Source organism: Microbacterium sp. MYb72, from assembly GCF_002979415.1.
GTDB lineage: Bacteria > Actinomycetota > Actinomycetes > Actinomycetales > Microbacteriaceae > Microbacterium > Microbacterium natoriense.
Genome location: NZ_PCOT01000014.1, coordinates 83,632 through 94,853 on the forward strand (window position 1 = coordinate 83,632; position 11,222 = coordinate 94,853).

The 11,222-nt window shown below is 70.7% G+C and carries 8 protein-coding genes; 2 read left to right on the forward strand and 6 right to left on the reverse strand.

Going from position 1 to position 11,222, the window contains the following annotated elements:
- Positions 1–65: 65 nt before the first annotated feature.
- Complete coding sequence (locus CQ047_RS09805) at positions 66–1,610, reverse strand: CitMHS family transporter (protein ID WP_105674702.1); 1,545 nt, start codon at positions 1,608–1,610, stop codon at positions 66–68.
- A 145-nt stretch (positions 1,611–1,755) separates the two neighbouring features.
- Here CQ047_RS09805 and CQ047_RS09810 point away from each other — a divergent pair, with 145 nt between their 5' ends.
- Together CQ047_RS09810 and CQ047_RS09815 are read left to right on the forward strand one after the other, a co-directional pair.
- A complete protein-coding gene (locus tag CQ047_RS09810; protein WP_105674704.1) occupies positions 1,756–3,438 on the forward strand; it encodes a sensor histidine kinase in 1,683 nt (560 codons plus the stop codon).
- Positions 3,435–4,088: a response regulator gene (locus CQ047_RS09815; protein ID WP_105674706.1), complete on the forward strand. Its 654-nt coding sequence runs from the start codon at positions 3,435–3,437 to the stop codon at positions 4,086–4,088. The genes CQ047_RS09810 and CQ047_RS09815 overlap by 4 nt, the downstream gene beginning before the upstream one ends.
- A 22-nt stretch (positions 4,089–4,110) precedes the next feature.
- On the opposite strand, the gene prfA is transcribed toward CQ047_RS09815, so the two are convergent.
- The 5 genes from prfA to lysA form a co-directional block, all read right to left on the reverse strand.
- Positions 4,111–5,190, reverse strand: coding sequence for a peptide chain release factor 1 (gene prfA, locus CQ047_RS09820; RefSeq protein ID WP_105674708.1), 1,080 nt, complete (start codon positions 5,188–5,190; stop codon positions 4,111–4,113).
- 11 nt (positions 5,191–5,201) lie between these two features.
- Positions 5,202–7,124: a transcription termination factor Rho gene (rho, locus tag CQ047_RS09825; RefSeq protein ID WP_219844607.1), complete on the reverse strand. Its 1,923-nt coding sequence runs from the start codon at positions 7,122–7,124 to the stop codon at positions 5,202–5,204.
- A 178-nt stretch (positions 7,125–7,302) separates the two neighbouring features.
- Positions 7,303–8,232, reverse strand: a complete 930-nt coding sequence (thrB, locus tag CQ047_RS09830; RefSeq protein WP_105674710.1) for a homoserine kinase — start codon at positions 8,230–8,232, stop codon at positions 7,303–7,305.
- Positions 8,233–8,234: 2 nt separating this feature from the next.
- The gene (locus tag CQ047_RS09835; protein WP_105674712.1) at positions 8,235–9,539 is read right to left on the reverse strand and encodes a homoserine dehydrogenase; all 1,305 of its coding nucleotides are present in this window, start codon (positions 9,537–9,539) and stop codon (positions 8,235–8,237) included.
- A gap of 90 nt (positions 9,540–9,629) precedes the next feature.
- The gene (gene lysA, locus CQ047_RS09840; RefSeq protein WP_105674714.1) at positions 9,630–11,054 is read right to left on the reverse strand and encodes a diaminopimelate decarboxylase; all 1,425 of its coding nucleotides are present in this window, start codon (positions 11,052–11,054) and stop codon (positions 9,630–9,632) included.
- Positions 11,055–11,222: the final 168 nt, after the last annotated feature.

Consider the following 11,222-nt stretch of genomic DNA (forward strand, 5'->3'; position numbering starts at 1 on the left):
GAGCATATCGCTCCCCCGCGCGGCCGGTGGGAGCGCAGCGTCTGCGCGTCCACCGGCCGTCGCGCTCACTGTGCGGCGAAGAACGGGATGGCGCCGGTCAGGATGCCCACGCCAAGCATCACGAGCGACACGATCGCCGCACGCCACAGCACCTTGCGGTGGTGATCGCCCAGGTTCACGCTCGCGAGGGAGACGAGCAGCAGGATCGCCGGGACGAGAGGGCTCTGCAGGTGCACCGGCTGACCCGTGATCGAGGCCCTCGCCATCTCCACCGGGTCGATGCCGAAGTTCGCGGCGCTCTGCGCGAGCACGGGGAGGATGCCGAAGTAGAAGGCGTCGTTCGACATGAAGAACGTGAACGGGATCGACAGGATGCCGGTGATCGGGGCGAGGAACGGGCCGAGGGCGGGCGGAAGCACGTTCGTGATCCAGTTCGCCATGGCGTCGACCATGCCGGTGCCGGTGAGCACCCCGACGAGGACGCCGGCGGCGATGACCATCGAGACGACGCCGACGATGCTCGGCGCGTGGGCGACGATCTCCGACGCCTGGTCCTTGATCCCGCGGAAGTTGATGAGCAGGGCGATCCCGGCGCCCACCATGAAGACGTACGGCAGCGGCATGATGTCGAGCACGAGCAGCACCATCACGGCGAGCGTGAGCACCAGGTTGAACCAGATGAGCTTCGGGCGGAGCGTGGGCCTGGCGGGATCCAGCATCGTGTCGGCCATCGCCGTGTCGGCCGGGTCGACGCTGGCCGCGGCGACCGGACCGTGTCCGCCGGCCACCACCACGATGTTGCCGGTGCGAAGCGCCGCCCTGGCACCGGGCTTGGGCTCAGCGCCGCGGAAGATCTTCGGCACCGTGGCCAGCGCACCGCCGTCGCCGCCCGTGAGCAGCCCGTCGGAGTCGAGGCGTCCGAGGCGTCGCCGCTCCTGCAGCCCCAGGATCCAGGCGAAGCCGAGGGTCACGATCAGCCCGGCGCCGAGCGCGGGCAGCATCGGCACGAAGATGTCGGTCGGCTGCAGTCCCAGCGCCGTCGCCGCACGCACGGTCGGACCTCCCCACGGCACGATGTTCAGGGTGCCGTTCATGAGACCGGCCACACAGGTGAGCACGACCGGGCTCATGCCGAGGCGGAGGTAGATGGGCAGCATCGCCGAGGTCGTGATGATGAAGGTCGTCGAGCCGTCGCCGTCGAGCGACACCGCGCCGGCGAGGATGGCCGTGCCGAGCACCACCTTCGCCGGGTCGTCGCCGAGCACACGGGTGATCACCCGGATGAGCGGATCGAACAGTCCGACGTCGATCATGATGCCGAAGAACATGATCGCGAACATGAGCAGCGCCGCCGTGGGCGCCATCTTGCCGATCGAGTCGAGGATCATGTCCCCGAGCCCGAGTCCGGCCCCCGCGAACAGCCCGAACGCCGTCGGGACGAGGATCAGGGCCACCATGGGCGTGAGGCGCTTCGTCATGATGAGCGTCATGAACGCCAGCACCATGGTGAAGCCGAGGAGCACGAGCACCCACTCCGGCGGCACGAACGCCACGTCGTACGTGGGCGCCTCTTCGGCGGCCGCGAGCAGGCCGGTGAGTGCGTGGGACATGCGGTGACTCCTTCGTCATGGCTCCGTCGTCGGCGACGGATCCTGATGAGACTAGGGAATCGGCACGCTCAGAGTGCGGTATCCCGCATTCCCTCCGGTTGTGCGCGTAGCGTGGGTTCTGCGCATATTGCGCGGGAGGAGCACAGTGCCCAGGACGACGTCGACCAGGCCGCGGTTCGCGACGCGTGCGCTCCTGCTGCACCTCGCCACCGTCGCTCTCGTCGTCGCGCTCTGCACCGGCGTGTATCTCCTGCTCGCGGTGCAGCAGCTGCGGGCTGAGGCCGAGTCCACCGCGCTGGGCATCGCCAGGACCCTGGCCGAGGATCCGCAGGTCCGCTCAGAGGTCGCCCGCATCTCCGCATCGGATCGGGAACCGGATGCCGATGCGCTCCGTCACGGCGAGCTGCAGCGTCTCTCCACCGACGTCGCCTCGCGCACGGGGGCGCTGTTCGTCGTGATCACCGACGACAACGGCATCCGTCTCGCCCACCCCACCCCGTCGCGCATCGGCGAGGAGGTCAGCACTCCCTACGAGGAGGTGCTCGCCGGCAGCGAGATCGTGGACTGGCAGACCGGCACCCTCGGCGAGTCCGCTCGCGCGAAGGTCCCTGTGCGCGATGCGAGCGGGACCCCCGTCGGAGAGGTCAGCGTCGGATTCGAGCGCGCCGGCGTCTTCGACGATCTGCCGCCGCTGCTCGCCGTGATCGCCCTCACCGCGGCGGGGGCGCTGGGGCTGGCCGTCCTCGCCTTCCTTCTGCTTCGCCGACGGTGGGAGCGTCTGACCCTCGGCGTCCAACCAGAGGAGCTCGTCGCGCTCGTGCAGAATCAGACCGCGGTGCTCGACGGCGTGGACGACGGCGTGCTGGCCATCGACCCGCAGGGAGTCGTGCGCGTGAGCAATGCCGCCGCGGATCGGCTCCTCGGACTCGACGCGCCCGTCGGGCGCCCACTCGACGGGCTGGGCCTGCCCGCTGCGGTCCTCGACACGACGACCGGCGCCCGCGCGCGATCGAGCGCCCTGGTCGGAGACCGGATGCTGTACCTCGACTCGCGCCCGGTGATCCGCGACGGCCGTGCGCTCGGCGACGTGCTGATCGTGCGCGACCGCACCGATCTCGTGGCGCTGACGGAACGGCTGGAGACCGTCAGGACGATGACGGCCGCGCTGCGCGTGCAGCGGCACGAGTTCGCCAACCGCATGCACGTGGCCGCCGGGCTCATCGACGCCGACCGTGTCGCCGACGCCAGGTCCTTCCTGGGCGAGCTCGTCGCACGCGGCCCGGTGGCGTTCCCCGTCACGGGACTCGACCTCCTCGGAGACCCGTTCCTGCACTCCTTCCTCGGCGCCAAGGGCGTGGAGGCCGGAGAACGCGGCGTCGCCCTGCGCATAGCCGAGGACACCCAGCTGATCGGAGGCGTGAGCGCCGCCGAAGACGTGGCCGCCGTGCTCGGCAACCTCGTCGACAACGCGGTCACCGCAGCCGTGTCAGGAGAGCGGACGCCGCGCTGGGTGGAGGTCGCGGTGCTGGACGACGATGACGCCCTCGTGTTCACCGTGTCGGACTCCGGCCCCGGTCTGCGCGGGGTCGATCCGCTGTCGACCTCGACGTCGGCCAACGACGCCCCGGACAGCGTGCACGGTCACGGCATCGGCATCCCTCTCTCGACCGAGATCGCCCGCCGCAGCGGAGGGGACCTCTGGGTCATCGACCCGGGTGACGACGAGCACGGTGCGGTGTTCGCCGCCCGGATCGGCGGAGCCGTGGACCCCGCGCGCGCAGAGCAGTCCGCCCGCACAGACCAGACAGAACAGCAGGAGAAGCCATGACCGACCCCCTCCGCGTGCTCATCCTCGACGATGACTTCCGCGTCGGGCAGCTGCACCAGGGCATCGTCGACGAGCATCCCGGCTTCACGGTGACGGACACGGTGCGCTCGCTCGCCGAAGCCCGCGACAGCTTCCGCTCCTCCCGCCCCGACCTCCTGCTGGCGGACGTGTTCCTCCCGGACGGCGACGGCATCGCGCTCGTACGGGAATCAGGGCTGGATGCGATCCTCATCTCGGCAGCCGACGACGCCCCGACGGTGCGCCGCGCACTGAGATCGGGGGCGGTGGGCTACCTGAGGAAGCCGTTCGAGCGGCGCGCTCTCTCCGGCCTGCTCGATCGGTACGTCCGCTACCGCAACCTGCTCGCCGGCGACCGCGCGCTCCGCCAGGAGGACGTGGACAGAGCTCTGGCGATCCTGCACGGAGCCGGCGAGCCGGTGTCGCTGTCGCGGTCGGCGACCGAACAGCTCGTGCTCGCCGCTCTCGGCGACGGAGAGGCCTCCGCAGCCGAGGTCGGCGAGCGCGTCGGCATCTCGCGGGCGACGGCGCAACGGCATCTGGCGGCACTCGCCGCGAGGACCGTCGTGGAGGTGCGGCTCCGCTACGGCGCCACGGGGCGCCCCGAGCACCGGTACGCAGCGCGCACCTGACGCCCAGGGCGGGCGCGCCCGCTCAGGATTCGGAGCCCACCGCGGCGAGGCGGGCCTCTTCATCGGCCTGGATGGCCGACTCGATGATCGGCTCGAGAGCGCCGTCCATCACCTGATCGAGGTTGTACGCCTTGAACCCGGTGCGGTGATCCGCGATCCGGTTCTCCGGGAAGTTGTACGTGCGGATGCGCTCGGAGCGGTCCATCGTGCGGATCTGCGACTTGCGGGCGTCGGATGCCACGGCATCCAACTCCTCCTGCTGCTTGGCGAGCAGTCGGGCGCGGAGCACGCGCATCGCCGCCTCGCGGTTCTGCAGCTGCGACTTCTCGTTCTGCATCGACACGACGATGCCGGTCGGCACGTGCGTGATGCGGACGGCCGAGTCCGTGGTGTTCACCGACTGGCCACCGGGGCCGGACGAGCGGAACACGTCGATCTTCAGATCGTTCTGATCGATCTGGATCTCCTCGGGCTCGTCGACCTCGGGGAACACGAGCACACCGGTCGTGGAGGTGTGGATGCGCCCCTGCGACTCGGTCGCCGGCACGCGCTGCACGCGGTGCACGCCGCCTTCGTACTTGAGGTGCGCCCAGACGCCCTGCGCCGGATCGGAGGACGAGCCCTTGATCGCGACCTGGACGTCCTTGTAGCCGCCGAGGTCGGACTCGTTGCGCTCGAGCAGTTCGGTCTTCCAGCCCTTGGACGCGGCGTACTGCACGTACATCCGCAGCAGGTCTGCGGCGAACAGCGCGCTCTCCGCGCCGCCCTCCCCCGCCTTGATCTCCATGATCACGTCGCGGGCGTCGTCGGGGTCGCGCGGGATCAGCAGACGACGCAGCTTCTCGTGCGCGGCCTGCAGCCCCTCCTCGAGGACGGGGACCTCCGCGGCGAACGTCTCGTCCTCGCGGGCGAACTCGCGCGCGGCGTCGAGGTCGTCGGATGCCGCGACCCATGCGTCATACGCCGCGACGATCCTCGACAGCTCCGCGTAGCGGCGGTTGACCCGCTTCGCGCGCGCAGCGTCGGCGTGCACCGCCGGGTCGGAGAGCTCCTCCTGCACCCGGCGATGCTCGTCGATCAGAGTCTGGACGGACTCGAACACGGCGGCGATGCTCAGCGGATGTTGTTGTCGTGCCCGTGCGCACCCGACGGGAGCGTGGGGATCGACTTCTGCATCTGGACGAGGAACTCGACGTTCGAGTGCGTCTCCTTGAGCTTGCCCAGGACGACCTCGAGGGCCTGCTGCTGGTCGAGGCCGGCGAGGGCGCGACGCAGCTTCCAGGTGATCTTCACCTCGTCGGGAGAGAGGAGCATCTCCTCGCGGCGGGTGCTGGAGGCGTTCACGTCGACAGCGGGGAAGATCCGCTTGTCGGCGAGGGCGCGCGACAGACGCAGCTCGCTGTTGCCGGTGCCCTTGAACTCCTCGAAGATGACCTCGTCCATCTTGGAGCCGGTCTCGACGAGCGCAGTCGCGAGGATCGTGAGGGATCCGCCGTTCTCGATGTTGCGCGCGGCGCCGAAGAAGCGCTTGGGCGGGTACAGCGCCGAGGCGTCGACACCGCCGGTCAGGACGCGACCGGAAGCCGGAGCCGCGAGGTTGTACGCACGGCCGAGACGGGTGATCGAGTCGAGGAGCACGACGACGTCGCGGCCCAGCTCGACGAGGCGCTTGGCGCGCTCGATGGCGAGCTCGGCGACCGTCGTGTGGTCTTCGGCGGGGCGGTCGAACGTCGAGGCGATGACCTCGCCCTTGACGGTGCGCTCCATGTCGGTGACCTCTTCGGGGCGCTCGTCGACGAGCACGACCATGAGGTGGACCTCGGGGTTGTTCTGCGCGATCGCGTTGGCGATCTGCTGCAGCACGATCGTCTTGCCCGCCTTGGGCGGCGCGACGATGAGGCCGCGCTGACCCTTGCCGATCGGCGCGACCAGGTCGATGATGCGCTGGGTCAGCTTCTCGGGGGCCGTCTCCAGACGCAGTCGCTCCTGCGGGTAGAGCGGGGTGAGCTTGCCGAACTCGACGCGGGTCGCCGCATCGTCGATCGACAGGCCGTTGATCGAGTCTACCTTGACCAGCGCGTTGTACTTCTGGCGTCCCGGCTGCTCGCCCTCGCGCGGCTGCTTGATCGAGCCGACGATCGCGTCGCCCTTGCGCAGGTTGTACTTCTTGACCTGGCCGAGCGAGACGTAGACGTCGCTGGGACCGGCGAGGTAGCCGGTGGTGCGCACGAAGGCGTAGTTGTCGAGCACATCGAGGATGCCGGCGATCGGGATGAGGACGTCATCCTCGCCGATCTCGGTCTCGAACTCGTCGGTCGGGGCGCCGTTGGTGCGGCGCTTGTTGCGCTGACGGTTGCGGCTGTTCGCCGAGCCCTGCTCGTCGTCGGCGGGAGCGCTCTGCTGCTGCGGCTCGTTCGCGCCCTGGGCGTTGCCGTTCTGGCCACGGCCACGGTTGCGGCTGCGGTTGCGGTTGCGGCCACGGCCGCCCTGCTCGTCGCCGCCGTCTGCGGCGTCGGCCGAGTCGGATCCCTGCGCCCCGTCGGCGGCCGGAGCGGCCTGCTTCTCGGCGGCGGGAGCGGCCTCAGCGGGTGCGGCCTCTGCCGGAGCGGCGTCGGCGGCGGGCGCCTCGGCGGTCTCCGCAGCGGGCTTCTTGGCACCGCGTCGGGCGCGGGTGGTGGTCTTCGCGGCGGGCGCCTCGGCATCCGCGGCGGCGGCCGGAGCCTCGGCAGCGGGTGCGGCGGCGGGAGCATCCGAGGCCGGAGCCTCGGTGGTCTCCGCGTCGGCCTTCTTCGCACGGCTGCGACGAGGGGCCTTCGCCTTGGGAGCGGCCTCTGCGGCGTCGGCCGCAGGCGCCTCGGAAGCGGCCGGAGCCTCAGCGGCGGCGGGTGCCTCCGCTGCGGACTTCTCGGCCTTCGCCGCGGCGGTCGCGGTGGTGGCCCTGCGCGGTGCGCGCTTGCGAGCCGGGGCGGCTGCAGCCGCCGGTGCCTCGGCGACGGGTGCCGCCTGGTCGTTCTGGGTCTCGGAGAAATTCTCCACGAGTACTCCCTCTTTGGTCTCGGAGACATGAGCGTCTCGCGCACAACGGGTGCTGCGCGCGATCGCACGGGCTGACGCTCGGCGCCGGCCGGCCTTGGCACCGGATGCTCAGATGAGCGGTGCCTGAAGGATTTGCGTGCGGGTCTTGCAGAGTTGCAATGGGGCCAGATTCACGCAGTTACGTGGAGCCCTCCGCTCGATCCCCCACTGTACCACCACGCACGTCGACCGCGAGCAGCAGCGCTTCCCACGGGGTGTCGGTGACGCGGTTGGCGAGTTCGACGGCGTCCTGGCGGCTGCCCGGTCCGTCGGCGAGCACGAGCACGCTGGGGCCTGCACCCGAGACCACGGCCGCGAACCCTGAGGCCCGCAGGGCCTGCACGAGCCGCTGGGTCTCCGGCATCGCCTCGGCGCGGTAGTCCTGGTGGAGCCTGTCTGCGGTGGCGTCGAGGAGGAGCTCGGGGCTCTGCATGAGCGCGGCGATGAGCAGCGCCGAGCGCGAGACGTTGAAGACCGCGTCCTCCGTCGACACCTGCGGCGGCTGCAGCGAGCGGGCCTTCGAGGTCGACATCGTGTACGAGGGCACCAGCACGAGCGGAGACACGCCGCGGTGCACGAGGAGCTTCTTGTGCTGCGGACCCCGCTCCCCCATCCAGGCGATCGTGAGGCCCCCGAAGAGCGCGGGCGCGACGTTGTCCGGATGCCCCTCGATCTCCGTGGCCAGGCGCAGCAGGTCGGCGTCGTCGATCTCGACGTCTCCGGCGAGCAGCCCCTTGGCTGCGAGGATGCCGGCGGTCACCGCGGCGCCCGATGAGCCGAGTCCACGCCCGTGCGGCACGCCGTTCTCGGCGACGATGCGCAGTCCGGGCATCGGGCGCCCGAGGTCGGCGTAGACGTGCCGGATCGTGCGGACGATGAGGTTCGAGTCGTCGCGCGGGATCTCGGCGGCTCCCGATCCGCTGACCTCGATCTCGAGCTCGCCCGCGGGCAGCTCGGTCACCAGCAGCGAGTCGTAGACGCTGAGCGCGAGACCGAGGGTGTCGAACCCCGGGCCGAGGTTGGCGCTGGTCGCCGGAACGGTGACCTCGACGGTGCGGCCGACGGGCATCGTCACTCGCCTTCCACGCGCAGCACGGACACGACGCGCTCGACGACCGCGCTGCCGGCCAGAGCGTCGACGGTGGCGCTGAGAGCCTCCTCGGTGGCGCGGTGCGTGCCGATGATGAGGCGCGCCGTCGGCTCCGACTCCCCTTCGACCGTCTGCACGACCGTCGCGACAGAGACGCCGCCGTCGCTGAGGATGCCGGCGACAGTGGCCAGGACGCCCGCGGCATCCGCCACCTGCAGGGTGATCTGGTAGCGCGTGGTGACGTGGCCGATCGGGACGACGGGCAGGTTCGCCCTGGTCGATTCGCCGACGCCCACGCCGCCCGCGATGTGACGACGAGCAGCGGAGACCACGTCGCCGAGCACAGCGGATGCCGTCTGCACGCCGCCGGCGCCAGCGCCGTAGAACATCAGCGAGCCTGCGGCCTCGGCCTCGACGAACACGGCGTTGTTCGCGCCGTGCACGTTCGCGAGCGGGTGCGACTGCGGCACCAGGGCCGGGTAGACGCGCACCGAGATCGACTCGGCGCCGTTCGCCTCGATGCGCTCGCATACCGCGAGCAGCTTGATGACGAACCCGGCGGCCCTGGCCTCCTCGATCATCGAGGCGGTGATGGAGGTGATGCCCTCACGGTGCACGGCCTCCAGCGGGACGGCCGTGTGGAACGCGAGGCTGGCGAGGATCGCCGCCTTCTGCGCGGCGTCGTACCCCTCGACGTCGGCGGTCGGATCGGCCTCCGCGTAGCCGAGCCGCTGCGCGTCGGCGAGGACGTCGCCGAAGTCGGCGCCCTCGGTGTCCATGCGGTCGAGGATGTAGTTCGTCGTGCCGTTGACGATGCCCATGATGCGCACGACGCGGTCGCCCGCGAGGGAGTCGCGCAGGGGGCGGATGATGGGGATCGCTCCGGCGGCGGCGGCCTCGTAGTAGACGGAGGCGCCCACCCGATCGGCGGCCTCGAAGAGCTCGGGTCCGTGCGTCGCGAGCAGCGCCTTGTTGGCGGTGACCACGTCGGCGCCGGAGCCGATCGCCTGGAGGATGTTCGTGCGCGCCGGCTCGATGCCGCCGATGAGCTCGATCACGATGTCAGAGCCGAGGATGAGCGACTCCGCGTCGGTCGTGAACAGCTCCTTGGGCAGGTCGACGTCGCGAGGGGCGTCGAGATTGCGCACGGCGATGCCGGCGAGCTCGAGCTCGGCGCCCGCGCGGTCTGCGAGCTCGTCGCCGTGACGCAGCAGCAGCGCCGCGACCTGGGACCCTACGGCTCCGGCGCCCAGAAGCGCCACCCGAAGTCGTCTGTACTCTGTCATTTCGCCGCTCCTGCGTCGCTGGTGGTCATGGGTGTCTTTCAGAGGTGTCTCGCTCGCCGTCCGCCGTCGCGCGCCCGCGCGACGGGAGGATCAGCGCTCGATTTCGATGTCGTCGGCGGAGGCCGGGTCGATCCCGGCATCCCGTGCCAGCACATCGGCGATGGTCTCGCCGCGGACGATGATCTGCGCGCGGCCGTCGCGGACGGCGACGATCGGCGGGCGCGGCACATGGTTGTAGTTGCTCGCGAGCGACGCGCAGTAGGCGCCGGTCGCGGGAACCGCGAGCAGGTCTCCTGGCACGAGGTCGTCGGGGAGGTACTCGTGGTCGACGACGATGTCGCCGGACTCGCAGTGCTTGCCGACGACGCGGCTCAGCTGCGGGGCGCCGATCCCCGATCGAGAGGCCAGGCGGGCCGAGAACTGCGCGCCGTACAGCGCAGGGCGGGCGTTGTCGCTCATGCCGCCGTCGACGCTGATGTACCGGCGCACCGCACCGGACTCCAGCTCGACGTCCTTCGTGGTGCCGACCTCGTAGATCGTCACACCGGCGGTGCCGACGATCGCCCGACCGGGCTCGAAGGACAGCGCGGGGATCTCGATGCCGCGAGCGGCGCACCCCTCGGCGACCGCCGCCACGATCTCTCCGGCGAGCGTCTCGATCGGGGTCGGGTCGTCGACCCGCGTGTACGCGATCCCGAAGCCGCCGCCCAGGTTCAGCTGCGGCACGGGCCCGCCCTCGAGCAGCGACGCGTGCAGTTCCAGCACACGGGATGCCGACTCGCGGAAACCGGCGACGCCGAAGATCTGCGAGCCGATGTGGCAGTGCAGTCCGGCGAACTCCAGCCCGCGGATCTCGCGGATGCGGGCGACAGCGGCCTCCGCCTCGGCGAGAGGGAATCCGAACTTCTGGTCTTCGTGAGCCGTGGCGAGGAAGTCGTGGGTCTCGGCGTGCACGCCGCTGATCACCCGCACGAACACCCGCTGCACGGCATCCGTCCGCGCCGTGATGGCTGCGAGGCGCTCGATCTCGATGGCGCTGTCGACGATGATCGATCCGACGCCGACCTCGACGGCGCGCTCGAGCTCGGCCGTGGACTTGTTGTTGCCGTGGAACCCGATGGACGCAGGAGCGACACCCGCCGCGAGCGCGACCTCGAGCTCCCCTCCGGTGCACACGTCGACGCGGAGTCCCTCGTCGACCACCCACCTGGCCACCGTCGTGCACAGGAAGGCCTTGCCCGCGTAGTACACCTGGGCGGTCGTGCCGTTCTCTCCGGCCGCGGCGTCGAAGGCGAGCCGGAACGCACGCGCACGGGAGCGCACCTCGTCCTCGTCGAGGACGAGCAGCGGGGTTCCGAACGTCCGGGCCAGTCCCGTCGCTGACAGTCCGGCGATGGTGAGCGCTCCGTCGACGTCGCGGCGGGCCGATGACGGCCACACGGCGGGCACGAGGTCGTTCGCGTCGTCGGGGACGACGAGCCACTCAGGGGCGAGCGAGTCGGCAGGGGAAAGCACGGAGCACCAATCGTGGGATGGAGCGCGTCACGGGATGCGCGCGTCGAGTTGACCCGATTCTAAGGCAAGCCCCGGATCGCCTCCGTCACGGAGACGTGCCGAGTCAATCCCCTGCACCGACCGACCCGCGGCTCGTAGGGTGGGGCGTGATGAGCACCGAACAGCACA

Coding starts and splice junctions, on each gene's coding strand:
- CQ047_RS09805 (WP_105674702.1), bottom strand. CDS start 1,610: ATGTCCCACGCACTCACCGGCCTGCTCGCGGCCGCCGAAGAGGCGCCC.
- thrB (WP_105674710.1), bottom strand. CDS start 8,232: ATGCCCGTCGGCCGCACCGTCGAGGTCACCGTTCCGGCGACCAGCGCC.
- CQ047_RS09835 (WP_105674712.1), bottom strand. CDS start 9,539: ATGACAGAGTACAGACGACTTCGGGTGGCGCTTCTGGGCGCCGGAGCC.
- CQ047_RS09815 (WP_105674706.1), top strand. CDS start 3,435: ATGACCGACCCCCTCCGCGTGCTCATCCTCGACGATGACTTCCGCGTC.